We start from the raw sequence: 26294 nt of genomic DNA, 5'->3' as shown, positions 1-26294 counted from the left end.
ACCCAGCGAAACACCCGAAAAGCCCCTCCACACTTCGAGAACAGCCAGCCCAAAGAGGAAATATGAACCTGCCAATCACTGGTTCCACAACAAAAGATTCATCTGGTGGCGGAGTCCTCACCACCGGCCAGGTGAAGGGATGTTGCGCGCCCTCCCGTCAGACGCACCTGCCGGAGCCCGCCCACGACGGAACCGCCCACAGCAGCCGCCGGGCCGGGCAGAAACTACATCACGACATTGAAATCCCCGGGGGAACATTCAGCATGGGGGACGCGTTCGGGGAAGGGTACCCGGCCGACGGGGAGACTCCGGTGCACAAAGTGCGGCTGGATGGGTTCCGGATCGATGCGACAGCGGTGACAAACAGCATGTTCGGAGCGTTTGTTCAAGCTACGGGCTACCGGACCGAGGCTGAGCAGTACTGTTCTTCAGCGGTGTTCCACCTACTGTCTACCGCGAGCAGCGCAGCCATCCTGGGCGCTGCGGCCGGGGCGCCATGGTGGCTGGACATCAGGGGCGCGGACTGGGCCCATCCGACCGGGCCGAACTCCACTTGGCACGACACCCCGGACCACCCCGTGGTGCATATCTCCCACAACGACGCCCTCGCCTACTGTGACTGGGCAGGGCGGCGACTGCCAAGCGAAGCCCAATGGGAATACGCCGCCCGCGGCGGCCTGGCCGGGATGCGCTACGCCTGGGGCAACGAGCTCACCCCCGACGGGGAACACCGCTGCAACATCTGGCAAGGGACCTTCCCCACCACCAACACCCGCGACGACGGCCACCTCGGCACCGCCCCCGTTAGGAGTTTCCCGCCCAACGGGTACGGCCTCTATGAAATGGCGGGCAACGTCTGGGAATGGTGCGCCGACTGGTTCCTGCCCAAGTACTACCGCAACTCCCCTGCCGACAATCCCCAAGGACCCACCATCGGCGCCGGACGGGTCATGCGCGGCGGCTCCTACCTCTGCCACGACTCCTACTGCAACCGGTACCGCGTCGCAGCACGCACCTCCAACACGCCCGAATCCTCCTCCGGCAACCTCGGCTTCCGCACCATAGTCTTCACCTAAACCCAGGGTCTACACAGAAAGCAGCAGGCATGGCTGATGCACGAATCCGCAACGGCGGACCGGAGGGCTTCTCCGCCCGGATCCTCGGCGGCGGAACTGAGCCGGACCCGCGCTTCACCCTCGCCAACGAGCGCACCTTCCTCGCCTGGATCCGCACCTCGCTGGCCCTGCTCGCCGGCGGCGTCGCCGTCGAAGCCTACATGGCCGATCTCTTCGGCCCGGAACTGCGCAAAACCCTCGCCGTGCTCCTGCTCCTCCTCGCCCTCGCCATCGGCGCAGGGTCATTCTTCCGCTGGCTAAACATCGAACGCGCCATGCGACGCAAGAACCCGCTGCCGCTGCCCTGGATCGCTCCCATCCTCGCCGCCGGCGGCGCCCTCATCGCAGCCGCCATGGTCGTCTTCGTCCTCGCCCGTCCCGCCTGACCATGCCCAGCAGCAAGCCGAAGCACGGCGACGCCGGCCTCCAGCCCGAACGCACTGATCTGGCCTGGGGCCGCACCACCTTATCTCTGGTAGTCGCCGCGGCCATCTTCCTCCGCTGGATGCCCCACCACGGCTGGTTCACCGGCACCCTGGTAACCGCTGCCGCCGTCACCGCCCTGGCCATCAACCTCACCCACAAGCGCCGCTTCCATCGCGCCATCCGCGGCATCCAACAGGAAAGGATGACCCCGGACATTGCATCAACAGCAGCAGTGGCCGGCAGTGTCATCGTCCTCGCAGCACTGGGAATATACACCGTACTCTTCCTGCCCCTCACCTAACTGACATTCGCCGTTGAATGGGCGGACACATGGCGAAGAGGGTGGACGGCAGCCTGATTCTGACGCGAGATCGGCAGGCTTCTCTTCTCAGCGAATTGGCGGCCGCGTCGCCAAGTTTGAGTACACCCAAAGCTGACACACGGCTCCTTTGCCTGGTCCTCGGAACAGATCGACTTTTGAACGAGAAGTCAGGTCCGCCCGCCCACAGCCGGGGACAATTCTCATAGGTTATCCACCGCTACTGCTGCCATGGAGCGTCCCCAACGGCTCCCCTTCCAGCCGTGGATAACCTGAATTGATCCCCACCCATGGACGGACCAGAATCGCACCAGTTCCGGCCGCGTGATCAACCAGAACAACCACCGCGCCAGATTGACGGAATCGCAAAATATCGGCGTTCGGTCTTGACCGTCATTAGAGGAGAGAATCCCTCATCTACTTGTAGGTCTGTGAGTTCGAGCTGCCCGGCAACTCTGCATGTGGCTGCTGGTGGACCGGGACAGCTCTGGCAAATCGAAGCTTCAGTTGACCTGCGGGAGTCGTCAAGCTAGCTTGACTTCATGGATGGAGATGCGGCGTCGGTCGAGCAGGCACTCAGCAGCGGTGATATCCACGAGTTGCTCAAAGTGTGGGAAGACTTCAACAGCGGTGAGACCTGGCGCGAAGTGTCTGCCACCGGCAGCGACCAGGCGCGGGAGGCCGCAGCACAGTTCCTTGCCGGGGTAAGGGAAGTCGCAGCGCTTGAGGCGCTACGCGCGAACGCGAAGGCCGTCGAACTGCTCACGGCCAGGCGCTGGTACGTCATCAAATCGGCGCGTGAGGCAGGCGCGAGGTGGGCGCAGATCGGCGAAGCGCTGGGGATCACTAAACAAGCCGCTCATGACTTCTACCGCCGCAAGATTGAGGAGCAGGAGAAGTACCTGCCGGACCTCCACGACGCGGCAGCCGCGCGCGCGGTCCTGGAGGAAGTCCAGGAAGACTAGCCAGGGCCCCGGACCGGCACCTCTCCCCCAGGTTGACGAAAGGCCGGTTATCGGCGTAAAAACAACGGGAGTGGAGTAGCTGCGAGAACTTCCTTCAGTGCGCCAAGGAACTGGCCGTTTCCACATGTCAGATAGGGATCCCGGCGAGCACGACCATCTTGACCTTAAAGCTGTATTGCCCGCGTATCCCTTGCCACTGTAGATTTCGTGCATCTAATGCATGTTTCCGCAACCGGCACCGGACAGGAGCGCTCCAAGTACTGCGAACTTCCCTGCGCCCGTCTTTGTGGCGCCGATGTAGTACTCCGAACCTTTCCCGCGCTTCCACGCCTTGTTGATCCGCATGGTTGCCGGCTTGGACATGAGATCGACGTCGGCTACGGTAACCGCAGTTGCTTCGCCGAAGCGGGTCCCAGTCATGACCAGGAACTCAGTGAAAGCCTTGTACCGCTCCCCCATGCCCTCGAGGATGAGCCCAAATTCGGCATGCGTCAGGAACCGGGCTTCATCCTCTGCTTTCTCGCCAGACGGAAGCTGGACGCCCCGGCACGGATTGTCCTTCCGGTAGCGCAGCATGACGGCGGTTTCCATGGCGGCGAAGATCAAACCATGGTTGTTCTTGATGGTCTTGGGCGACCTGCCCTTGGCCTGCATCGACTTGATCCAGTACGTCATATGCCGGTAATCGAGCTTGTCGACCGGAATGTGCCCTATGACGTCGGCGATATGCAGCTTCAACGTCGATTGGTACGTCTGGACCGTTCCGACGGAGGGGCGCACCAACAGATCGATGTGCTCCTGGATGACTGCGGCGACCGTCGGCGCCTTGGTCTGGTTCTGAACCATCGCGTGCTGAGCGATTTCGAACGACTGGTTATTGGCGTCGAGGAGACGCTTCAGGGTGGTCGCTTCTGCTTCAGTAGCGAAAGTGATGCCGTGCTCTTTGCGCGTTGCAGGGCGGCAGTCGGGTCATGACGCCCAGATTGCAGTCGCGGCTCAGCACGGTGTTCCACCTCCTTCAGACATCTCATGGTCGAAGGACGGGAATCGGGCATGACTGGGAGCCCGCCTACGCTTGCCCCGTCAGCCCTGGTCCACCCAAGCAAAGCTTCACAGCGCCCGCCTTGTCAGCAGGTCTTCAGCTTGCCGAGAAGAGCCGTACGAACCCGAGGATCGTCGTGCCAGAGGCGGAGCGAGTCCGCCACTGTGTCGCCGATGCGTTCCGTCGCGTCGCGGGCGGTAAGCATTTGAGCATCTGGACCTCTTCCCGGAGAGTGTCCGACGGTGTCGAGCGACTGCGCCAGTCACTCAGCTGACGGAAGCGGAGGCGGACTTGGACGCTTCCACACACATGCGCGCATGATGGCTGCCGACACGGCTACCTGCCTATCATTCGTCGGCGCCATCCTCCGTCCACGTCTGCAAGGCTGAAAGACCCGAGCATGCATCCCTCCGCCCAGCGCGTGAGACCGAAGCAACCGCCGGTCGGCAGCCTCGGCCGCTGCCGGAGAATACACCTTCGTCTTCCACTACCAGACCCGGGTGCAGTAGGTGCTGAGTTCCGGTGCGGCTACTGAAGGCCGGGAAATCACCGTCGCAGCTGTGCGAATAGTCGTCGAAAACCGCCCTGCCCTCCTGGGTGAACTGAGGGGCGACTCACTCGGCGACTATCTCCTGATGGGGTCCGGCCGGACGTGTACCGGTTGGAACTGGAAGGCACACCAGGGAGAGCATCACACTCGCGCCGCAGGGGCGAAAACCACCTCGGTTCCACCGCCACGCGGTCACGGAGAGCAGAGTCGCTGCTGTGTGACAACCTTTCTCAGGACTGACTCAGGATTTACTCAGGATTGCCTGTTGAGCAGTCGCCGGGCAGTAACCTCAATGCACGAGCAACTTTGGGGGAAAGATGAATTACCGGGTCAAGACCATGCATGAGAATCCTCAATTCAAGCCACTTGTGCTTTGTATTGCAATCCTTGCATTGTCCGGCTGCGCCGCTGAGTCGGCTGCCGACAAGAGTAGGGCAACGCAGGAGGTCGATGCCGCGATGGAGAAGCTTGGAGACGGGTTGACTCCAGATCAGAAGGCCGACGGCTTTGTATACGTCGGCGATGGAGTCGCAGTCCGTTGGGCAAAAGCGTCCGAGAAAAGTGGGACGACGTGCCCGTCGTACGCCGAGTCTTGCTATAAGGTCGCCATCCAGACCAATCTCGCTTGTGTCAGCGGCATTTACATTGAGCTGCAGCTCAAAAACGATGCTGGAACAATAATCGGGAAGGCCAACGAGATTACCCCCGGGATGCGGGCGGACGACAAGGGCGTTTTCGCAGTTTCCACTGCAATTGAGGCGCCACAAGCAAGCATGGCGGATGTCCACTGTATGGGGTAAACGGAGCTAGGAATGTCCCATCCTTGAAGCCGGCCACGAACACATGCCCCTGATGGGTTGCACGCCCTCGCCATCGCCGAACTGGAACGCCGCCGGCTCTCCGATTACCAGGTCGTAGACCTGTCCATCTGCGACCTGTAGGACGTCGCTGAGCCAACGGACCTGCCCGCAGACATGGGCGCCCATGAGCATGGACAGCATCATCGCCTCCACCCGGCTGACCCGCGCCGGCCTCGACAACACCGTCACCGAATGGCAGGACATGGCCTTCCGAATGGAACACATCCGCGCTGACCACCTTCGGGATCAAAGAGCTCGCCTGCGCCGTCGAACAACTCGCGCGCCTCGACGAATCGCAGAGAAAGTTCCCAGATGTCAGGAGAATGAGTTTCTACGCCGGGCTGCCGCGTATCCGGCCAGGGCATCAACCCAAAAGTGATACCCACTGGGCACGGAGCTCGCCGCCGACGCTGTTCCGCGGCGGTGAGTTGCAGGGTCTTGGGATTCGTAAGCAAGGCTGGCCGCACCACAACGCGATCATCGCAGCCGGATCACTCCGATACGGCCTCATCGAACAGGCACTGCGGATCTCCGCCGCTCTGTTCGAGGCCGCAGAGTGTTCAGACTGGCACCTGCCGACAATTGTCACACGATTCCATCAAGTAATCCGACCATGGGCAGCCGACTTAGTGAAACAGACCAGAACGCCAAGAAAGAGTTAGCTCCCGGTTCCGCGGCCCTGGGATCGACGCGGCGGGGCGTGCACTCCTGGATACGGCTCAGTTTTCCACCGTCACCGACATGCGCGCAGACTCCAGCACTAGTCAACGGCAAACTGCGCGAGCTGCAGCCGGTCACGAAGCATCAGAAGAGCGTGAGGGCGGGAGATGAACACCTCCGTGCGTGGAATTGGACTCTAGACAAGCCCCACTCCACCCGGAAGTCTTCATGTCACCGAACCACGCCGAGCGTCACTAGCCTCGCTGGTCAATACAGCTCGCCGAACTGCAAAACATCAATCTGAGCGCAAGCATCACCAAACGTCCCTAGACGGCCATACTTGATACTTGAGAAATGATGGTTGCGAGATCAGCTGGAGAAGAACCTGCGCTCCTCGCGGCGATGCGGTATGTAGCAGCATTCTTGCCGTCGGCTCCTCGTCCCGCGTCAACTAGGGCCTGTCTGACAATCTCGAACTGAGGCCATTTGGCAGCAACAAAGGTCTCAAGCATATCTTCCATTGCCCAGGCAGCAGTACCGCAAAACCCGCTCGGCCAGTCCGTCTCCGGTTCACCGAGGAAGCGGAGCATTGTTCGATTGTCTTTGGAGTCCTTTTGCTCTTGAGCTATGGCCGCTGCTTCAGGCTTCCCTTTGGCGCGGACTCTCCGTCCAGAATCCTTGTCCGCATCGAACAAAATGAAGTGGGGGACACCAAGCAGGCGGAGGATAGCTGCTGGCAGCAGTATCTGTCCCTTGGAATTAGCAACAGCTACTTCCACGCCAAGGCTCGATAAGGCCACATTGGCTTCAGCGACGCCCTCAATTATGGCGCGATCGGTCGTACCCTCTACTACGAGAACGGCGGAAGCGAACATCGCATCTCGTAGCTCATGCAGGCAGGCATTATCGAGTCTGCTTCTTACGGCGCTCTCTTCGAGAAAGGTATCCAACTCCTTCACGACTGCGTCCATCGATGCCTCATAAACAGTGACTTGAGGACTGACCGAAGCATCTGCAGAACGCTGTACCCGTCGAACTTGATCAAAGTAGGTAGGTTCGATGAAGTAGGGACTGTGCGTCGCATAACCAACCTGAATTCCCGAGTCCTTATCTTCGGCAAGGCTTCGTAAAACAGTCGCGAACGCCTTTGCCTGGGTCGGATGCTGGAATAGCTCAGGTTCTTCGATCGCCATGTAGATGACGCTTGCATCCCTATTCGCGGCCCCGCGATGTGCCAAGAGCTTCAAAGCAGCAATCAGCAATGACCGTTGAAACCCATGTCCTTGGCGCTCGATGTTCGTTTTGGTGCCATGGTCGTCCACCTTTACGTTGAATCGCGTGACTTGAGGCTTAAACGTCGCTTGGACAGACCCCACATCAATAGATCGCCCGGGGGCAAATGATTCTACTTCTGCGGTGAGATCAGCCGACAAAGCCCGAAGCTGGCTTGCGAAATGCCGCTCTGAGATCTCCTCGTGGCGGGACGTTAGCTCGTCGTTAAGGGTGCTGAGCTCATCGTCAGCCACGGAGCGATCAACCGTTTTCTCGATGATGCGTCCGATGACACTCGTCTTTGTATCCTGAGCCTCCTCCGAGGCCCGGAGGTCCGCTGTTATGAGCACGAAGTCAAAGAGTCCTGATAGACGTCCCTGGCCGGCAAAGCCGAAGAAGTTGGTATCGGAAACCTGAGCTGGGCTAAGTAGTTCAGGATGCTCCCTTTCCCACGTATCCAGGGTCGCATCGGCCGCACCTAGGCTCGTCCACTTAGGAAAAGTCAATTGGCTGTGCTCCGCGACAACCTTTTCATAGGCCGCTTTTTTGGGTCCCGCACCGGATGCTGCCCTGACCTCCTCAAACGGGGCAAAAGCCAGCGCTTTCCCGGTTATCTTGTCCTTACCGTCTTCCCATATACGCCACACAGAAAACTCGTCGACCGCAGCTGGCGCATACTTCTCACCAAGTACCTCGCGGTCGCTATCCGTCAAATCATTGAAATCAACTCGAACGACAATCTTCTGTTCTTCGGCACCAGAGAAGACGTCTTCCGGAGTTAGTACGGCACTCTTATCGCCGTTGAAGAACCAATCCAATGCCCGCAAAACAGATGACTTGCCGGCCCCATTGGGTCCGATAAGGGTTGTTACTTTGTCAAAGTTTACGTTGACCTTGTCCAGGCAACGAAAGTTTTCAATTTCAACGCGCTTTATCCTCAAGTAACGTCCCCAAATTCGAAGCATTTATGTCCACGAATTGACCTCACGACGAGGGCAATCAAGATCACAATGTACATCAGCAGTTGTCCGTCTCAGCTTCCGCAACGCCGATCAAATCGGCGGAGCCGGTCAATATCCCGGGTCGACGCCGGGGTTCGCAATAGGGCAGGCGCGCCCGCAACATCGCTCGGACGGTGGGCACAGTAGAACCGGTCCGGAGCGGCGGCCGTACTGTGCAGTGCACCACCAGTCTCTGAACTGCCGCCAATTATCAAAATGCTGTCTGGACAATGGGCCGGCTCTTGAGCGCTTTGCTGTACGCCCCTCCCGTTTGCTGTGAGTTCGGGCATGTACAGTGACGCGGCGGCGGCATATCGGGTGCTCGACGGCCCCCGGGGATGGCATAGTCCCAGGCCCACAAACGGACAAGGGACGTTGCAGCCGCCAGATCGGTCTTCGGCTGCTGCTCGCTGTCATCACCTGAAGTCGGACCTGACCCTGCCGTTACATAAGTAGCGATCCGAGCCTGCCTTACGGAATCCCGCTAATCGGCGGTCTAGTCAACGCCGGCAGAGAAATCGTCGGTTTGCCCAGTCATCGACGATGGTGCATCCTCGTGCCATGACGGTACGAAACGCGTGGCCCCGCAATCGATCGACGCTTCCTGGCGGCGGCCTGTCAACTCTCCCAGGTGGAGGTATGTCTACACTTCCCGGCGATGGCGCTTCGACTCTGCCCGGAGGCGGCCTCTCCAGCCTTCCGGGCGGCGGATTGTCCTCCCTGCCAGGCGGCGGCCTCTCCAGCCTCCCGGGCGGAGGTATGTCCTCGCTTCCTGGGGGTGGATTGTCCTCTCTGCCAGGAGGCGGCCTCTCCAGTTTGCCCGGCGGTGGCTTGTCATCATTTCCGGGTGGCGGGCTGTACAAGGGGGCCGACCCTAGCCCCTATCGCTCAAATCAACCCCCTATGACGCACTTTATTCCGTACCTTCGTTCTCAGGGGATGCACGACATAGCGGACTTACTCGCCCGAGCTCATCAGCTTGACCTCTGAGCGCGAGCCAGAAGGGACGCCAATCGCGCTAGGTCCCGGACCAAGTGCGCGCACCGTTTTAGATCGGCGCTCGAAGCCCAAGGTGTCCTGTCCCCTCAAGGGTCACTTCTTCGCTGCCAGCTTTCGCAGCACCATGGTATGCAGCTCTGATGCAGCGGGGTACCCCTCCCACCGCCCCGGATTCACATCCACATCCAAAGCATCGCCAAGGTGGACAACAAACGAGGCGCCGCCTACATCCGGTCCTTCCCCGGCAGCCAGGATTCCCTCAGTGTCAGGCCCTTGAGTTCCGTCCAGGGGATGACGCCCACGGCACCTTCCGGAGTAGTCCCCTACCTAGTATGGCCTCAGCGTGGTCGACAATGAAATACGCCTCAGTGAAAACCACAACCGATAACGACGCGCCATGGCCCGCAGTCGGCATCGGTCCGCCGTTCGCCCAGATAACCCGCTGATCGTCTATCACCTAAGGAGTCTGTCCTCCATCAGCTTCGCCAACGTCCCTTCCGAGTCTCCCCAGTCCGAATCCGGCTAGCGGTTCGAATGCTTCTTGAAGTGTTCTGCAAGCTCACTGCGCTCCCATAGTGCTCCCCATCCATTCAGGCGCGGGGCCCAGCGACGCCGGCCCGTGCCAGCCTTCAACGGCCCGACGAGAAACAGCATATGGCAGCGTCCCGAACACCAGCCCGTGCTTACTGCTCCCCCCGCCATACTCTGGACGACGCCACGCCTTTCTCGAAGGCTTTCTTGATCTCCTTGGCCACCTGGCTGGGACACCGAGGCACAGGACGGTTGAGGCCCGGTTCGACAGCACCACTCCTGCCGCGGCCCACACGTGGCGGGGCGACAACCCTGCATTCGAGACTGCCTCGTCGGATAGGAACACCGCCCGGACCACAGAAACCCCTTGGAAACACACGGAACTCCAGAAAACATAAGCAGTCCGGCCCAGTCCGGCCGATGTACGAGCCAGTCCGAGGCGAAATGTGTGTATTTTGTACACTCCATTTTTGGCCCCCTTCCGCACCATCAAAGCGACCGCCGCGCCTTCAAGGAGGCGCGGCAGTTTTGTCGGTGCAGGTTCGAGCTGATGGCGATCGATCGGCCACTGATGCGGACAAGCGGAGCCGCTCCTGGCTGGAGGAATCGGGGGTTCGCTAGTTCACTGTCAGTGGGTCAGCCTAGGCTATGCCGAAAGGAGGTAGCCAATGCCGATTCACGACCCCAAGACAGCGTCAGGTGGTCCGCATGAGGAATTATGGAAGGCCATCGGCCTTCCTGGCGTCATGCGCGTCGCGAGCTACCTCACCGAAAGCTTGGCGCCGATCTACCGACTAATCGTCGACGTAATGCTCGAGCACCAGCCGCAGTACCTTAGTGGGATCCCGCACGACCAGCTCGAAATGCTGATCCGAGAGCGCCTCGCAAGGCATCTAACCGGCGATGACCAGACCCTCGCCGCCGCCCTCGACCCGGACACTCTCAACCTCGACAACCGCCTGGCGCAGCTCGCCGGTTGGGGCGTCATCGTCATGTGGGAGGACAAGGTTCGGTCCGACGAGGACTTCACCCGACACCGCGGTCGCTACCAGCTCTCCGAAGAAGCCGCTCATTTGCACCGAGCGGTTCGCTCTCTCGGTGCCGAGAGCAGTTCCGCCGTCGCCGCGACGCTGGCGCCGCCAGTTATCGCGGCCCAGCTTACCCAGCTGCGCGCGACCGTTGAAAGCGACCCTGCGGCCGCCGCTGCCGCGTGGGGCGTAATCACCCCGACGATGCGGAACATGTCAGACGCCGCTAACGGCTGGCAGGCGCGCCTTGCGGCTGCCTTGTCTGGAAGCCCGGACGCGGACAAGATTGCCGCACTCAACGACACGCTGTCCAGTTACGTGTCGATGTGGGGCGCTGGCATCGATACCTACTCTGCCGACATCAGTCGCGATGCCCGGGCAGTTCTTGCGGTCCCCGAAACCGCGCTCCGGCACATCGCGCTCCACATCGCCGGACCTGACGTTTCCGAGGACATTCTCGGACGGGTCGTCTTTGAGATCGTGGCCGTATTGGGACGCGTTCTGTCCTGGTTCGACGGCGAGACCAGCCAGGCTGGGTTGTTACGCCGGCAGATGCGCGACACCATCGTGCCGATGGTGCGCGGCAAACGTGCGCTCGCCGCGGTCGGCGGACATGTGTCGAGGCGCAACCAGTTGCTCAACCTTGCCGAACGTCTCGACTGCACCACCGACGATGACGCAGCGTGGCATGTGTGGGCCACCTACACGGGCTTATTCTCAGCACGCCATCTGGGCCAGCCTGCACCTCATCCGGGTCACGGGTCGGACGCTCTATCGTTCTGGACGGCTGACCCGGCGCCGGTCGAGGCCCGGCTACGTCGGCAGGGACCCCGGTCCGGACGCAGCGGCCCCTCGCGGATGTACGACCGCACCGCCGGCAAGCAGGCCGCCCGGCAGGCGGCCACGGAAGCCGCGCGTGAAGAAACGAGGACTTGGGAGCGGCTGCTCGCCCTGTCTGGGAACCCGCTGTCGCAGTGGAACGACATTAGCGGCAAGGTCGCGGAGCACCTGACCGAGTTCGTGATGGTCCTCGATTCCACGATCGCGGAAATACGGCGCAGCTGCGGTCATGACCCCAGGCCCGGGACAGTGGTCCGCGCTTGCACCGGTGACGGGCTGTGGGACCTCACTGCGACCGTCCCGCCGGCCGGTACGCCCGATGCGGTCGTCAGGCTGCCCGAGGGCCGATTGGTCTACCGCGACCTGACGGTCAGCGTCTCCCGGGCAGTCGACGCACCCTCCCTCACCGGCAGCGTCGCTCCCACAACCAGCAGCAGAGGCGACAGCTTCGGCAGCACAGCTGCCCATCAGCTTGTGGTCGTCGAAGATGAGAGAAGGCGATGACGAAGGCCACCCATCCGGCGCCTCCGGTCCCGGAATACGCGCCAGCCCAGGCGACATCAACGAGCGAGGAGGTACAGGCGCGGCAGACGTTCTTGCGGTTGCTCTGCCAACCGCTGGTGACCGCGCATGTCGACACACAGCTTTACCGTGATGTCCTGCGCTACGCCAAACAGATCGATGGGTACTGCAAGCGACTGGACTACCGGCGCGCGCATCTGGGCGGAGCCATCCGGCTCGTCCGCAATCCCATCCTCGGAACAGTGATCGCCCCGCCCCGGCCGCTAGATCTGCCCCCGAAGCGAGTGCTCACACTCACCGCCATGCTCGCGGCCGCGTGTGAGGAGGTAGAGGGCGGAGTCACGCTCGTGAAACTGTCCGAGCTCGTCGCCGAGCTCTCCTCCAGCGCCGACCGGCAGCTGACTCCGTATGACCCAGACCTGCTTGCTGAACGTCGTGCGCTGGTGAAGGCGGCTGCAATCCTGGAGTTCTGGGGCGTATTGCGCAAACGGACGACCCTGGTAAGTGATGTCCAGGAGTGGACCGAGACGCGCCACGGGATCGGTGCCGGCTATGATGTTGACCGCGAAGCCCTCCTGCTGTTCGTCAACCCGGACACCATCGCGCTCGCCGCACATCAGCATGTCCAGTTCGCGCAGCTCCACCGCCCTGACCAGGTCGACGGGGACGAGCCCGCGACACGTTCCCCAATGATCGGCCCCTCCGCCGAAGAGGACTCCCCGGATGCCATTTGGGAGTCGCAGCGGCAGGCGAGCCGTGTTGTCCGCCACCTGCGCACTCTGGTCGAGACCCCTGCCTTGCTATATGCCGACCTTCCCCCGGACGAGGCCGAGCTGGCACGAGGGCAGCGTGGCCTGCGAGCCGCCGAGTCGATCGGACTGATCGGAGGATCCATCGAAGCGCGCGCCGAGGGGCTCGTGTGGATCAGCCGCGAGGACGAGTGTCCTGCGACTGTCGTGTGGCCAACCGCAAGAACCGAATCCTGGGCAGCGTTGATGGTGGCCGATAAGGCTGGCCGCGATGGGCACCACGACGACGACGGGTTCGTTCACCTCGCCAGCTCCGAGGTCGAAGACGTTCTCGAAGACCTCACTGAGTGGAAGGGGCACTTGTTCCGAGTCGACCTCCGCAACGACCCAACAGAGCTTCGCATCGCAGTCGAGGACACCCTGCGATGGCTTGACCTGCTTCGTACAGACGCTGACGGATCCTGGCACCTGTCACCGGTCACCGGCCGCTACCGCGACCCCGAACTCGTCGAGCCCATGCCTGGACCCGAGCAGGCAGACTTGTTCCCCGACCCCACCAGCGACTCAATTTTCTTCACATCCGGCCAGGCCGACCGTGCCGATCGGGCTACCCAAACCGCATTTGACCTTCCGGAGGACACACGTGACCAGTGAAACCGCCAACAGCACCGTGGATAATCCCTCCAACGGGGGAACGGTTGGCCGCGACGAGCCGCTGACCGTAACCGCGCTCGATGGCGCATCCATCACGCTCGATCTGACAGACGACGAGACCCTGCGCGCGTGGCGGCAGGCGGCCATCAGCGGGGGCCTGCCCGAGCCAGGCCGGGACCGGTGGCAGCAGCTGCGCGCCGGAGTGGTGAACATGTGGGAGTTCGATGCCGCGGAGTACTGGACTGCGGACGGACGCGCCCAGTTCGTCGGCGGAAACGAGCAGGGCAAGTCGACGATGATGACGATGACGACCCTGACCATGCTCACCGGCGACCTGTCTCCAAGGTATGTCGACACCTTCGGGGAGTCGCACCGCACCTTTCGCTACTACCTCGAGCCGACCGACGACCCGAAGGACCGACGCCCGACCAAGGACCAGCTGAACCGCGGCTGGACCTGGGTCGAGTACGGCCGCCGCGGCGAGAATGGCCCCGAGTTCTTCACCACGCTGCTGTTCGTGCAGGCACGACGTACCTCCCCAACCGTCGCGAAGCACTGGATCACCCACCGCGGACCCGAACGGATCCGGGCCGGCCTGACGCTGTTGCGGGAGCAGGCCACTGTCCCTGCCGCCGACCTACCTACCCTGCCCGGGTTGACCCGGCACCCGAACGGCCAAGAGTACGTCAAGACGGTCGCCTCCGTCCTGTTCGGATTCACCGATCCGCAGCGCCTGCGCACGGTTGTGGAGCTGCTGAAGACCCTGCGCACTCCGAAGCTCGGGAACCGGCTGAACCCTTCATGGGTCGTCGACCGGATCCGGGAGGCACTCCCACCGCTGGACACCTCCGAAATCAACGAGCTCGCAGACGGATGGGACCAGCTTGGCCAGCTCGCCCAAGACCGCGACGACGCTCGCGAGGCACAGGAGGCGGTCACTGCCTATCTGCGGTCGACGTGGAACCCTTGGGCCGACGCGCTCCTCCGCCGCGCCGCCGACGACTTGGTCTCCGCAGTCACCATCCTCGACGGCGTCACCCGCGAACGCAGCCGCGCAGAACAGCAGGAGAAGAAGGCCCGCGAGGAATGCGAGGCCGCCGAGGCCGCCGAACAGGAGAACGAAGCCGACCGCAGGATCACGACCAGTCGCCGCAACACCCTCATCGCATCCAGGGCCTACCACGCCGCCGCCGCGGCCGGCCGTCAGGTCGTTGATCTGACCGAGCAGGCGAAGCGTGCCCGCGAGGACGAGGGAGAACGCGCCAAGACCGCTAACGACGCCCGGGCAAAGGCCCACCAGGCCGACGGCGACTTCGGACGCGCTCTGGGCGACCTCGAGCAGACCCAGCAGGAGCTCACCGCCCAGGTCGAGCTAGCCGCAACCGCAGGCACCGGCGCCGGCCTCCCGGACGCGGCAGCTTGGGCGGCGGCTCACGACAGCCAGAGACTGTTGACCGCCATCCGACACCGGTCCGAGCACGTCGCGCACGCCCGCCGCCGCGCCGACAAGGTCAAGGAGGCGACCAACCGGCACGAGCGCACGCTTGCCCTGCTCGCCGACGCGGAGAGACGGGAGCACCAGCGCCAGATGGCGCACGAGGCCGCCGAGGGCGGCTACGAGAGCGCCGCCCAGGCGCTCTCCGACGAGCTCGAAGCCTGGGCCGCAGCCGTCAGCCAGCTCGAGCGGGTGGCACCCCCGAACGCACCGTCCCGTGAACGGTGGCTGGCCATGGTCATCTCCGCGTGCGAGCAGCCGCGGCCAGCGCAGACACTCGCGCGCCTGGTCCGTGACGAGTGGCTGACCCCAGAGCTCGAGCCAGTCACCGCCGCTGCAATCACGTCCCACAACGCCGCCGCCGCGGCCATCGACCGGGCGGAGAAACTGAACGCCGAGGCGTCGGAGGTCGAAGCCGAGCCGACCCCCGTTCCCACCAATCCACACCTGTGGCAGCGACGCACCCGTCCCACGTCGGGGCCAGCCGGTGCACCACTGTGGGAACTGCTCGACCCGCTCCCCCACCTCACCGACACACAGATCGCCGGCCTCGAGGCAGCACTCGCCGGCGCCGGCCTCCTCGACGCCTGGGTGACCCCCGACGGACTCTGGGCCGCTGACCGCGACGGGCACGAACAAGTCCTCACCCTCGCCACCCCATCCGATCACACCGACGACGACCGGCTTCGGGCGGTCCTGACGTTAGCCGAGAAGGTCCAAGACGGCCAGCCGCTTGCCGCGCTAGCCAGGACCGCAGGGTGGGTGCTCGACTCGGTAATCTGGCACAAAGACACCATCGAGACGGCTGACACCCGGGCTAGTGGTACTAATCAGGACGGAGCTCGGGGAGCATGTGTTCACGTTGCCAGCGGTGGCTCCTGGATGACGCCGACCACGACCGGGCGTGCAGTCCCTTCCGCCAACGGAGCCAGCCTGCTGGGTGCGTCCGCCCGGGAAACAGCCCGCGCTCGCCGGGTCTCCGAGCTACGAGAACAGGCGCACAAGGAGCGCGAGGACGCAGAGGAGCACACCCGGAACGCCGAACGGAACCGGGAACTTGCGGAGCGGCTGCATTCGCTCGCGCAGGCTGCACCCGACGACATCGCGCTTATCGACGCCGCGCGGGCGCTGGCCTCCGCAGCCACCGAGCTCGAGGCTGCACAGCGCGACCGACACGACAGAAACCAGACCGCCGAGGCGGCCGAGGGCGCGAAGGACCAAGCGCAGGCCGACCTCGTCGAATACGCCGCCGAGCACAACCTAATCGTGGCCCGACTCCCAGAGACTGAAACCGCACTCCATCAAGCGCGCCTCGAGGCCGACCGGCTCGGGTTCCGCGTCTCCGAGCTGGCACGCGAGCAGCGTAACGTCGACGGGAAACAGTTGCTTGCCAACCAGTTCCGTGCCGCCGCCGACGAAGCCGAACACCTCGCCCTTGTCTCCAAGTCACGACGGGAAAACCTCGACGTCGCACTACAAGCAGCCGAGGACGCGCTTGAGTCCACGGACCAAGAACTGCTCGCAAACGCTGAACGGCTCGACGCCCGAATCGAGGAGCTCGAGGACGAGCGTAAGAAGCTCAACATCCGGATTCGGGACCTTGGCAGGGAAGTCGTCAAGGCCACCAGTGTCCTCGAGACCATCGAGGACAAGCGGCGCGAGGCCGAGGAATCCCGGACCGAAAAGCTCGCCGCCTGGTGGGTCCCGGTAGACGCAGGCTTCGCCGCCGCCCGAGGCATCGACACGGGAGATGCGACCCGGACGCTGAGTGCGGCCGTGAACCAGGTCCGCGCTCTGCGCGCCGATCGGCGTCCGCCGCGCGGCTGGCCCGACACGACCGCCGGCACCGGTGGCGACAAGGAACGAGACCAGATCCTCAACCGGCTCCGCGACCGGCTCTCCGGGCAGGACCTCGTGGCCCTGAACAACACGCTGCACCGGACGGGCGGCCGGACCGCTTTCATCGAGCACGACGAGGACACCGGCCTGCCGCAAGTTCGAGTCATGGTCGACTCCTCCGGCACGACGCTCGAGCCAGCTGCAGCGGTCCGGGCGCTGGAAGCAAAGGCCGCCGAGCTCGGCGAGCTCCATGACGAGCAGATGCACGAGGTGATGCAGGAACTGCTCTCCTCGACGTTCGTCGATCACCTGCGTGCGAAGGTGAAGGAGACCGAGAAACTGATCAATGACGTCAACGTCGTACTCTCCAAACACCCGACCGGCACGACCCGCACCGTCGTCCGGCTGCAGCGCAAGGCGGTCCCCGAGCATGTCGGCGGCTACCATGTCCTCCAGCGCCTCCTGACCGATGGCATCGACTCCCCCGCGGTCCAGGAGCAGGTTCAGACCTTCCTCGCAGGACAGATCCGCGCGGCACAAGACGAAGGGCACGCGACCGGGCAGGACTGGAAGGAGCTAGTGATAGACAACCTCGACTACCGCAACTGGTTCGCAGTCGTCACGGAGTGGCGGGTCCTGGCGAGTGCGAAGGAGGGCGCGTCGCAGAAGTGGACCGAGCTCACTACCGCCCGGCACGGACAGGACTCCGGTGGCGGGAAAGTGATGACGATGGTGCAGCCGCTGCTGGCCACGCTCGCGACCCTGTACCAGACGTCGCAGACCTCTCCGCGGCCGCTCTGGCTCGATGAGGCATTCGACGGTCTCGACCCGGGCAACATCTCCAGCCTGCTTGGCATGCTGGTCGAGTTCGACTTCGACTTCCTCCTCGCCGGCCCGAAGACCCTAGTCGCGTCCCGGCACGTGCCCTGCGCGGCCGTCTGGATGGTCAACCGGGCGCCAGCGCCGCTGCCCGGGGTAGACCTCGGCCTATGGCTGTTCGCTGGCGGCACCCAGGAGCGCTTGCCGATGGCCGCACACACCTGGGCTCCCGTCGACAGCACCACGGCCGTGCTGGCCTCGGACGATGAGAACAGCGACGGCGTCGGCTCCGCTGACGCGCATCACCAGCATCAGGGGCTGTGGGAGTGACCGTCAGCCCCAACCAGAACCGCGCGGTGCCGGAGGCGGTGCTGCGATGGGCTCGCCGTCCCGGTTCCGCGACGCTGCTGGCCGAGGTGCGGGAGAAGGTCGAAGCAGGCAAGACCGGTGACCGGGTGCAGGTTGCGGTCGTCGAGGACCAACGTGACGACGTGGGACGGATGCTCGGCGTTGCGTGGGAGCTCTCGCGCAAGCCCGTCACGTTGCGGCTCCTACGAGATGCACTCACCAAGGCGGGGGCGGACCTGACCGGGCTGCTGACTGAGGTCGGTGGGCCGCTGCGGGACAAGCCGACCGAGCGACGGCTGGTGGCCCACGCGAAAGAGCAGATGCGCTCCGATGTCGTCGATTTGCTGGCCGACGCAGGGGTCCTTCAACCCATTGCGGAGCTGGCCGTCCTGCGTCGTTGGCTCGGCGCGGACCCGCAGGCGGTCGCAGGCGTCGTTGCTGCCGCTTGGTCCGCACTGCCGACCAAGCCCGGAGGCTCGCACAGCCAGCTCGACACGGTTGGGCTGGCCGAGTTTGCCGGACAGAAACTCCTCGACCCACATGCGCTCGACCGGGACCAGCCCGCAGGTCGCGCGGTCGCCCGCCTCCTCGCCGCGACGTTCGCCTGGCTCGACCAAAGCGAGGCACCCGGCGGGGGTGTCGAAGCAGTTATGAAAAAAGTACTTGAGGATGCACTGGCAGCCGCCGCCGTCGACGCTGCGGGGTCGGTGCTTCGTGCTAGGTCGTGGCGTGGAACGTGGAAGCGCGTCGGGATCTCGTGCGACCAGGTGTCATCTACGGTCCTCGTGCTCAATTTGCCGCTGAATGGCGCCAATCCTGCGCTCGCAGAGGTAACGGCCGTGGCTGGGGAGCCTATCTGGCTGACCGCACGCATGACCGTTGAGCCATGCCATACGGCGATGAACTGGACCAGCAATACTGGTCTCCGGCGCTGCCAGTCCAAAGGTACGGAGCCCGACCAGCTGGTCGTGCGGGTGTGCGAGAACCCGTCGGTGATCGAGGCGGCGGCCAATCGGCTCGGAGCCTCCTGCCCGCCCCTCGTGTGCCTGTACGGGCGCCCATCATCTGCGGCGTGGTCGGTGTTGTCCGCCGTCGCGGCCGCGGGAGCTCAAATCCTTCTAAGTACCGATCGGGACGTTGCCGGTGACCAAATCGCGACGGAGGTGCAAGCACTAATTGGACGGCGCTACGGACCACTCGTATCTCCTTGGTTACCCTCAGAAGATGGCATTTTTGAAGAGGAACGATTGACGGCGTTGCTAACCGACCTGACGAACCATGCTTCAGCTCACTCCTAGGAGCTCCTAAGAGAGGCGTCTCGCGTCTCGATCGCTTCCGCAAGTTCAGGCAGGCAGTACAGAAACTCTTCCAGCGTCAAGATTCTTTTTGACTCCGCCCTTGAGTTTCCGACGTGATGCTGCAGCCTGCGAAGGCCGGGCCGTCCCAGACTATCTCCTCTATTCCGTCATCGCGCCCCACAGCCCGCACACCCCCAAGGCCACCCGCCACGGACCAGAACATCGCAGCGCGTGAGGAGGGTTGAATCCACCTGCCAACCCTTTCGCTCACCGAGCTCAAATCGCGCGACCGAACGTTCACGACAGACCATTTTGCCGCCGCCCGAAAAGGGCACACTCATGATACCGACAACCATAGTGATGACCGGCACGCATCGGACAGAGGAGACAGAGCCTCCTGAATAGGATCACACCGCAACAGCCTGAATGACGCATCACCAAGTAATGCACCGGCGCACAGGCTAAACCACCGCCCCAAAGGAGGCATCGGCGTGAAGAAATGCCGGTCGCAAGAACGTTGCGGCAGCCAGAGTCACAAGTCACGTCGCCCTACCCGGAGCCGCAATGAAGAAGCAGAACGACCACCACAAAGTCCGAGGAGAAGGAATCCGGTGAACAACGAACGAAGCAACGAAGCAGCTCACATCGAATTTTTCTCAATCATGCCAGCCGCGCCATGAACACCCATGAACAGGCATGGAACAACGACACGTCGATCCAGGAAGCTAAGGAGGCAACAGGCCACACCGCCGGCCACCAATAAGAAAGGCCCCCGAAGGGGCCCTTCACAACACAATTTGTCCACACTCAGACGCTAAAAGCCCCTGAACAGGGAAAACACGTGCCCAAGCTGGGACTCGAACTACATTCCAGCCCCTGCAAACACTTGGGAACCCCCGAAACATACGGAATCCGGACCTATCCGAGGCCTGTACAGCCCAATACGAACCGAAAAGTGTGGACATTGTCCACACTCTCTCTTTCTAAAGCCAACTACTGTGGCACCTTGTCTCTGAGACCACCGTCTGAACTCAGGGGCGATCACTTTTGATGGACTGCATACGACTTCCCTAACCCGGGTCCAGGGCCATGTTCGAGTCTTAGATGGCGTGCCCAATACTGTCGGTTCTATTCGTCCCTCTTGGGATTCACCTGTGTCGCAGTCGAGACTGCTGCCGGGTTACCGCCGATCGGTGAGCTTACCCGATATAACTTATCGTCGAGGATCGACAGACCATCCATGGGAGGTTCGAGCGCTTGCTCGAGCAGAACTCTAAAAGGCTCACCAGAACCTTTTCTGAAAGCTCGTATGGAAGTGCGTTCGTTGTCGAGTTTGCTGATATTACGCCAGGCAAAAGTGCGCCCTGAGAGCTCCGCGATCTGATCCAAGTAGGCACGCTGCGTGCGGCCGTTGCCTTCGCGAAAGGGGTGAATAAAGTTCACCTTCTCCAATAGGTCAGCCGCCTGTGCAATGAAGTCGTCATCAGTGATACCGGGGTTTGTCAGCAGCTCAGTGCTGTGTACGAATGTGCTTAGCTCCTCTCCAGCGTTCAGGAAGAAGTGAGTCGGCAGAAAATGCGAGTCACCCTTGGTGATTTCAACGGTTCTGAGCTGCCCGGCCCAATCCCAGACATCCTGGTAGAGCCGGCGATGGATCTCCTGCAGGTGCGCCAGTCCAAAAGTTCCCAGCACGGGATCCAGTTCAAGTTCACGACGGCGCAACAGTGAGTATTCGCGCTCGATTTCGAGCGCGTGCTGAAGGTCTCGGAGATCCTGCTTGTTTTTCAGCACCTCGGTCCCGGGATAACAATACGGGTCATCGAATTCGACCATTATGCGCTATGGATCTCTTTCGCCCGGAGCTGCTCTGCGCGTTCAGCAACTTTGAGGAGCGCCACCGGCAGCTCCAGCTGTCCAACAACATACTCACGCACGACTTGTAGGCCGGTCACATCGGGCATTGCACCTTCGAGGTCCCAGCTAGCCAAAATCTCAGTCATAGCTTCTCGACGCTTCGACACGGGGTCCATGGAAGGTGAGCTGGTCTTTTCGCATGACATCTCAGGCTCCTTCTACTCGTTCAAGAATCTCAATTGCGATGGAACTCGCTTGGTGCCCATCGACGACAGCGCTAACTCGTATTGCATTACCTAACCCAAGCACGTTGTCCAACTCACCATGTGGTTGTCCCTGCTCAAGTTCCATGATGAAAAACGCTGCTGACAAGTGCATGATTGGGAAGCTGCGTTTTCTGTGACTGTCGAAGCCTTTCGTTTTTCACGAACGACAGCGCCGAGTTGGGTGAGAGGATACGCCGCTGCAGTCATGTCTAATTTTATCGTGCTAGTCAGCCTACGGGGGCATACCGTCGAATGGTGACCGATTCTCATGTTTGATCGGTACTAACGCTCAGCGGCGTTCCGCTTGCTCTATCGCTCGGTCGACTCCGTAGACGCCGAGTTCGAGCATCCGATCGAGAATGTCGAGCAGTGCTGAGATGCGCTTCTTGTCAAGAGCCTGCGCCAGTCCTCGAACGACTAGGTCTGCGATGTAGTGTGAGTCGCCAGCTGCTCCGGTTCGGATATCTGCGGCTTCGCTGCCGTAAACGTCGAGGAAGCGGTGTGCTGCGAGGTCAACAAGGTCATCAACCTTGTCGGGTGCTTCCTGCAAGGTGATAAGCAATTGCGGTGCAGCGTGAACGTAACTCGGAGAGTCGATCAGGTCTGCAAGGCAACTGGCGAAAGGACGCAGATTCCGTCCTCTGAGGTGCATGGCGAACGCACCCACTGCCTTGCGAACCTCATCGTCATCGTCGTGCATAAGTTCGCTCAAAGTGGCGAGAACGAGTTGTGAGTTAGCGGCGCTGTCCACCCTTGCGCTACAAACGACCGCCGCTCCAGTCCGAACCTCTACGTCCCAGCGAGTGCTCGTTCCATTAGCTGCGGGCGATCCCACTGGAGGGCCGCGAACGCAGCCATGCTACCGCCCGCTTGGCGTACTTCTCCATTCCCTGATCCGAGCATCCGGTCGATCAGTGGATCGATTCGGTTTGGGTCTACGTTGCCGATGTACATCATTAGGTTGACGACGTGGTCAGAGGCCAGGAGGATGTCGTTAGCCGCGATGAGGCGCTCAAATGCTTCATAGGCTGTTGGCCGTGCATGTCGAAGGCAGGCCGCGATGGTGTGCGCAACGCAGGAGCGGACGCTGAGGACCGGGTCGCTGGCGAGCGTGACCAGGTGAGGGCTGACCGTCGCGGTGCGCTCTCCGTGTACGTCGTGAACTAGGAGGTCGCCGAGTTCTTCGACGAGGCTGCCTCTTGCTGTGTTTATACCGTGCTGTCGCAGGTCTCGACCGCGGCGTTCCTCCTGTTGTGGGGTGAAGACTGGTGAGTTGTCCTTTGGGTCTGGCGCATGCTGGGACCGGTCCCTGACTAGCTCGACGATGTCGAGAGGTGTCTCGACGAGGAGGCGTCGCACAGACCACCCGAGCCAGCGATCACATTCCGTGATCCCGAGGCTCATGATGTGCCGAATGGCATCAAATATCGCCGACTGCGCAATAGGTGGGATTGTTGCCTCACCGAATCCCCAAAGGATAGCGCTGGGATAGGCAGGGTTTGTCGTTGGGGTTATCTGCATGGCTAGGCCGGCAAACCGTTGAGGGTCCTGTTGGGTGTGGTTCTTGAGTGTCTGCGACAGTTCGTGGGCACCACCGATCGAGCTGCCTCGATCGCGGTCGTTGTCGTGCTTGGCCATGGCGCGAAGCCATTGCTTGTCTGACATCCTCGCGGCCGCGGCATCGCCGATCGGAGAGCCGACGGTGTAGCTGATGATGCCGGTCGGGGACGGTGGAACCTCCTCTCCGAACTTCCGTTGGTACTCGGCAAGTCGTCGTGTACCCAGGGAGCTAAGCCGATTTCTATCTAGCGCCGACAAAAATTTGAAGGCGGTGTAGCCAAACGAGCGGAAGCGTTCGTATGGATTGCGGAGGTCTCGCATTTTGTCTTCGAGACGGGCGTGGACCTCGTCGGAGACGAGGGGGGCGATAGCTTCGACAAGCTCTCTAGAGAGCCAGTGAACGTCTCAGAGATAACCGCTTTCAAGACGGCTGCCGCCTTCGAGGATCAGCTCCGCCGCCCATTCGGTGAAGTACGCGGCACCGGCGATGAGCGTGCGGAATAGTAACGCTTGAGCGGAGGCGTGCTGGTTTGCCGCGAGGGTCCTAAGCAACGGCTCGACCGACTCTGGTTCGGTTGGCGCCCACCTGGCGAGCGCATCGGCCGCGCCGTTGTAGAGCGAATCGTCAGCGTTGTCGAACCCCGCTTCTGATCGCAGGCGGAGGCTGAAATGGTGGTCGTAGTGTGGGCCGTCGCGGCGCCCCTCCATGGATGTCGCCTGCATGACGGCGAGAAGATATGGCACAACAGTTTTGGCAAAGGCTCGAGGTTCCACTTTGCTCGCCTCTTTGATGAGCTCAGTGGCGCTGTAGTCGTGCAAACCGAGAATACCAATTTTGCCGTCTGGACCTGTCACGAGCGCCGATGGGCTTTCGATGAAGCAGGCGCTGAGCAAGTCGATTGCCCAAAGTGGTTCATAGGCAGCAAGGTCATGGGCAGAGAGCCAGAGGTTCTTGTCAGTCGGGTCGAGGTCTCCCGACCGCACGGCGCTCAGCAGGAGGTCGAATAGGGGTCTGTTCTTGTGGAGATCGGCGCGCTGCGTGAGCCATCGGAGCCACAGGAGGTACTCGGGTGAATCCCGTCTCGCTGAGAGAAGTTCCGCAACTAGAGCGCCGTGAACAGCTCCGGCGTTTGCCAGCCAGGTGATACCTCTTTCGCGCTGCGCCTGATCGTTACTATCGAGCCATGTCTCGATGAGTCCGCGGTTGTGGAGCACATCGAACCAGCTCGGGCGCGCTATTTGCTGCCATAGACGTCCGGTCAAAGTCGAGTCGCCGTCACCGATTCGCAGAATGAGGTCCAGGTCTTCATCCGTCGGTGTGGTTACGTTGGCAAAAACGATCATGACCGTTTCTTTGATGTGGAAACGAATTGCCGATCCGGTGAGCAACGCCTCGACTTCCGTGCGGAAACGCTCTGAATCACGCTCACGCAGCAGTTCAAGAATCTGGCGCACCTGAGCCCGTCTGAAAAGCTCTTGCTCTTGTGCACACAGGAACTCCACCATTGACTGCTGCCGCGACAACCATTGCCGTGCGAAGGTGTAGTCGAAGAACGTTTCATGGAAGAAGGAGACGCGCTCACCATCGATGGCCAAGACTTGCTCAGACGCCAGCACTTGGGCATCACTGATGTAGTCTCCGGGGTCGAGGATCTCGATGGCAACCGACAGGGCCTGCTGATCGCTCGCGGTGTTAGCGATGCGCGCCAGCACGTCGTTAAAGCGAACATCTGGGCGATAATCGTTGATGGTCTGGCGCTTGCGCTGCCAGAATGCCTCAAATAGCGATCCTCGTGTGGTGAAGTTGAGCACGCCAGGTTGGCTCGCGACAGTTTCGAGGAGCACGAGATTCAGTGGCGACTTCAGCAGTTCATGTTGCGACGACGTGAGCGCCGTGGCGTCGAGACCCATAGCTTCTACGGCATCCGTGACGGCCTCATCTGGCAGCGGCTCGACTGTGAGGCGCTCAACGTCGCTCCGGGCCTCAAGCCTGCGGATGCGATGATCGTTCTCCACATCGAAGAGGCGGCAGGCCAGGATGACCCGTACACCCTCGACTGCCGTAGCCTCGTGGATCAGATCCTCGATGACGTTGTAGCGTTCGGACAGTCGTCCGGACGCGAGTGACACGGCGTCGAGCTGGTCGACGATCAGGAAAGCGTCGCGACCGTCGGCGGCCATCCGCAGGGATGCAACCGGCGAGCTAGTCAAGCCCAGCTGCGCCCCCAACTCGGCCGTCGAATTGAACGCTCCGCGACGGTCGAGTCGGAACGCCAGCACTTCGGAGCCCTTTGATTCAAGGCCCTTCGCCGCCTGATAGACGACCGAACTCTTGCCTCCGCCGCCAGTGCCGACCACCAGTGCCAGGCGCGTTCTGCTCATAAGCTCGATGAGCTCCGTGGATTCTGTGCGCGGGATAGCTGGTTGGAGTAACTCTCGCTCCACGGTACGGCACCAACTCGATGTTGTGGCGTGTACCTCATCATGAGCTGTTCGTTTCGCTGTTGCGTGGCGGGCGTATATGCCGTGTAGGGCCAGTCCTTCAAGCAGTTCACGTCTCGTGAGCCGCTTACGGAGATTGTTTAGCAACACTGCGCCGACGGCGACGGGTAGCAGCGGCTCTGCCGCCCCTTCCAGCACCGTAGCGGCGATCATGGCGTTCGTCTTGACAAGCTGCTGTTCGTCACCGACTTCGAACCACATGCCGCGAATCGCTTGCCAAGCGCCGTCCGCGCTGCCAAAGATGTCGGGAGCTGACAGCTCATCGAATACCGGACTCAACTGCTCGGTGAGTTGGTGCCTTATGAATTGCCCGAGATCCGTGGACTGTCGCGCCCACTCGCTAAGCACGCGTAGCCGCCCGCACGGCGTCATCGAGTGAAAGTGATACTCCCGGCCGTCAGCGACGTGCCCCGCTGCAGCCGCGAAAATGCCGCGACTCCGCAGGGCTGCGACGGTCCAATGATCGTTAATGCTGTGCTGACGCTTCACCTGCGTGACGGCGACGCTGCCCCGTTCATCAGTGAACGTGAACTCAGAACCCTCAGCAAGCTCCGGATCGAGATCCTCGAGGGTGATAGCGCGCCGCTCATCTTGGATGCACCGTAAAGCGTAGTGGACGGCCCACGACAACTCGTACGAGTTGCCCAGCTTGTCAGCAACCCCGCCGCCGGCCCTAGCCCTACGCGGCGCCTGCGCGTGCACGTCGTCCCCAGTCTTCATAGAGACCATTCTCGCCGGTGGACGGCGTCTATTCCGTACCCGCTCCTTCGGACTCGCCGG

Annotated in this window: 17 protein-coding genes; 9 read left to right on the top strand and 8 right to left on the bottom strand. The window is 62.1% G+C overall.

The window, feature by feature from the left end:
• Positions 1 to 62: 62 nt before the first annotated feature.
• The 4 genes from LFT45_RS09685 to LFT45_RS09670 all read left to right on the top strand — a co-directional run bounded on the left by LFT45_RS09685 (position 63) and on the right by LFT45_RS09670 (position 2825).
• Positions 63 to 1076: a formylglycine-generating enzyme family protein gene (locus LFT45_RS09685; RefSeq protein WP_236808113.1), complete on the top strand. Its 1014-nt coding sequence runs from the start codon at positions 63 to 65 to the stop codon at positions 1074 to 1076.
• Between the two features lie 29 nt (positions 1077 to 1105).
• On the top strand, positions 1106 to 1501 hold the full coding sequence (locus LFT45_RS09680; protein WP_236808112.1) for a YidH family protein: 396 nt from the start codon (positions 1106 to 1108) through the stop codon (positions 1499 to 1501).
• 2 nt (positions 1502 to 1503) lie between these two features.
• Positions 1504 to 1842, top strand: a complete 339-nt coding sequence (locus LFT45_RS09675) for a DUF202 domain-containing protein (RefSeq protein ID WP_236808111.1) — start codon at positions 1504 to 1506, stop codon at positions 1840 to 1842.
• 560 nt (positions 1843 to 2402) lie between these two features.
• Positions 2403 to 2825: a hypothetical protein gene (locus LFT45_RS09670; RefSeq protein ID WP_236808110.1), complete on the top strand. Its 423-nt coding sequence runs from the start codon at positions 2403 to 2405 to the stop codon at positions 2823 to 2825.
• A gap of 213 nt (positions 2826 to 3038) precedes the next feature.
• Here the strand turns inward: LFT45_RS09670 and LFT45_RS09665 are convergent, their stop codons facing one another.
• A complete protein-coding gene (locus tag LFT45_RS09665) occupies positions 3039 to 3671 on the bottom strand; it encodes a tyrosine-type recombinase/integrase (RefSeq protein ID WP_236808109.1) in 633 nt (210 codons plus the stop codon).
• Between the two features lie 1063 nt (positions 3672 to 4734).
• Between LFT45_RS09665 and LFT45_RS09660 the strand changes: the two genes are divergently transcribed.
• A complete protein-coding gene (locus LFT45_RS09660; protein ID WP_236808108.1) occupies positions 4735 to 5217 on the top strand; it encodes a hypothetical protein in 483 nt (160 codons plus the stop codon).
• 6 nt (positions 5218 to 5223) lie between these two features.
• On the opposite strand, the gene LFT45_RS09655 is transcribed toward LFT45_RS09660, so the two are convergent.
• Entirely contained in the window at positions 5224 to 5502 is a 279-nt protein-coding gene (locus LFT45_RS09655) for a hypothetical protein (protein ID WP_236808107.1), read from the bottom strand.
• Between the two features lie 761 nt (positions 5503 to 6263).
• Complete coding sequence (locus LFT45_RS09650) at positions 6264 to 8150, bottom strand: ATP-dependent nuclease (RefSeq protein WP_236808106.1); 1887 nt, start codon at positions 8148 to 8150, stop codon at positions 6264 to 6266.
• Positions 8151 to 10408: 2258 nt separating this feature from the next.
• Between LFT45_RS09650 and LFT45_RS09645 the strand changes: the two genes are divergently transcribed.
• The 4 genes from LFT45_RS09645 to LFT45_RS09630 are packed head-to-tail and all read left to right on the top strand — an operon-like array spanning position 10409 to position 19332.
• Positions 10409 to 12112: a DUF2397 domain-containing protein gene (locus LFT45_RS09645; RefSeq protein WP_236808105.1), complete on the top strand. Its 1704-nt coding sequence runs from the start codon at positions 10409 to 10411 to the stop codon at positions 12110 to 12112.
• On the top strand, positions 12109 to 13533 hold the full coding sequence (locus LFT45_RS09640; protein ID WP_236808104.1) for a DUF2398 family protein: 1425 nt from the start codon (positions 12109 to 12111) through the stop codon (positions 13531 to 13533). The genes LFT45_RS09645 and LFT45_RS09640 overlap by 4 nt, the downstream gene beginning before the upstream one ends.
• Positions 13523 to 18016 (top strand): SbcC/MukB-like Walker B domain-containing protein, encoded by a 4494-nt coding sequence (locus tag LFT45_RS09635; RefSeq protein WP_236808103.1) that lies wholly within the window; start codon positions 13523 to 13525, stop codon positions 18014 to 18016. Before LFT45_RS09640 ends, LFT45_RS09635 begins: the two co-directional genes overlap by 11 nt.
• Positions 18013 to 19332, top strand: coding sequence for a TIGR02679 domain-containing protein (locus LFT45_RS09630; protein WP_236808102.1), 1320 nt, complete (start codon positions 18013 to 18015; stop codon positions 19330 to 19332). The genes LFT45_RS09635 and LFT45_RS09630 overlap by 4 nt, the downstream gene beginning before the upstream one ends.
• 1128 nt (positions 19333 to 20460) lie before the next feature.
• Here LFT45_RS09630 and LFT45_RS09625 read toward each other — a convergent pair.
• The 5 genes from LFT45_RS09625 to LFT45_RS09605 form a co-directional block, all read right to left on the bottom strand.
• Entirely contained in the window at positions 20461 to 21165 is a 705-nt protein-coding gene (locus LFT45_RS09625) for a Fic/DOC family protein (RefSeq protein WP_236808101.1), read from the bottom strand.
• On the bottom strand, positions 21165 to 21332 hold the full coding sequence (locus LFT45_RS09620; RefSeq protein ID WP_236808100.1) for a hypothetical protein: 168 nt from the start codon (positions 21330 to 21332) through the stop codon (positions 21165 to 21167). Before LFT45_RS09620 ends, LFT45_RS09625 begins: the two co-directional genes overlap by 1 nt.
• Before the next feature lie 409 nt (positions 21333 to 21741).
• Positions 21742 to 22152 carry a hypothetical protein gene (locus tag LFT45_RS09615; RefSeq protein WP_236808099.1) on the bottom strand — a complete coding sequence of 137 codons (411 nt, stop codon included), beginning with the start codon at positions 22150 to 22152 and terminating at the stop codon, positions 21742 to 21744.
• 89 nt (positions 22153 to 22241) lie between these two features.
• Positions 22242 to 23090 carry a hypothetical protein gene (locus tag LFT45_RS09610; RefSeq protein WP_236808098.1) on the bottom strand — a complete coding sequence of 283 codons (849 nt, stop codon included), beginning with the start codon at positions 23088 to 23090 and terminating at the stop codon, positions 22242 to 22244.
• Between the two features lie 327 nt (positions 23091 to 23417).
• Positions 23418 to 26234 (bottom strand): nSTAND1 domain-containing NTPase, encoded by a 2817-nt coding sequence (locus LFT45_RS09605; RefSeq protein WP_236808097.1) that lies wholly within the window; start codon positions 26232 to 26234, stop codon positions 23418 to 23420.
• Positions 26235 to 26294: the final 60 nt, after the last annotated feature.

The organism is Arthrobacter sp. FW305-BF8 (genome assembly GCF_021789315.1).
In the GTDB taxonomy this organism is placed as follows: domain Bacteria; phylum Actinomycetota; class Actinomycetes; order Actinomycetales; family Micrococcaceae; genus Arthrobacter.
This window is presented reverse-complemented; position numbering and strand designations above follow the sequence as displayed.

Excerpts from the sequence above, each read along its gene's own strand:
- LFT45_RS09685 (WP_236808113.1), top strand. The coding sequence starts at position 63 with ATGAACCTGCCAATCACTGGTTCCACAACAAAAGATTCATCTGGTGGC.
- LFT45_RS09680 (WP_236808112.1), top strand. The coding sequence starts at position 1,106 with ATGGCTGATGCACGAATCCGCAACGGCGGACCGGAGGGCTTCTCCGCC.
- LFT45_RS09675 (WP_236808111.1), top strand. The coding sequence starts at position 1,504 with ATGCCCAGCAGCAAGCCGAAGCACGGCGACGCCGGCCTCCAGCCCGAA.
- LFT45_RS09670 (WP_236808110.1), top strand. The coding sequence starts at position 2,403 with ATGGATGGAGATGCGGCGTCGGTCGAGCAGGCACTCAGCAGCGGTGAT.
- LFT45_RS09665 (WP_236808109.1), bottom strand. The coding sequence starts at position 3,671 with ATGGTTCAGAACCAGACCAAGGCGCCGACGGTCGCCGCAGTCATCCAG.
- LFT45_RS09660 (WP_236808108.1), top strand. The coding sequence starts at position 4,735 with ATGAATTACCGGGTCAAGACCATGCATGAGAATCCTCAATTCAAGCCA.
- LFT45_RS09655 (WP_236808107.1), bottom strand. The coding sequence starts at position 5,502 with ATGTGTTCCATTCGGAAGGCCATGTCCTGCCATTCGGTGACGGTGTTG.
- LFT45_RS09645 (WP_236808105.1), top strand. The coding sequence starts at position 10,409 with ATGCCGATTCACGACCCCAAGACAGCGTCAGGTGGTCCGCATGAGGAA.
- LFT45_RS09640 (WP_236808104.1), top strand. The coding sequence starts at position 12,109 with ATGACGAAGGCCACCCATCCGGCGCCTCCGGTCCCGGAATACGCGCCA.
- LFT45_RS09625 (WP_236808101.1), bottom strand. The coding sequence starts at position 21,165 with ATGGTCGAATTCGATGACCCGTATTGTTATCCCGGGACCGAGGTGCTG.
- LFT45_RS09620 (WP_236808100.1), bottom strand. The coding sequence starts at position 21,332 with ATGACTGAGATTTTGGCTAGCTGGGACCTCGAAGGTGCAATGCCCGAT.
- LFT45_RS09615 (WP_236808099.1), bottom strand. The coding sequence starts at position 22,152 with ATGCACGACGATGACGATGAGGTTCGCAAGGCAGTGGGTGCGTTCGCC.
- LFT45_RS09610 (WP_236808098.1), bottom strand. The coding sequence starts at position 23,090 with ATGGCCAAGCACGACAACGACCGCGATCGAGGCAGCTCGATCGGTGGT.
- LFT45_RS09605 (WP_236808097.1), bottom strand. The coding sequence starts at position 26,234 with ATGAAGACTGGGGACGACGTGCACGCGCAGGCGCCGCGTAGGGCTAGG.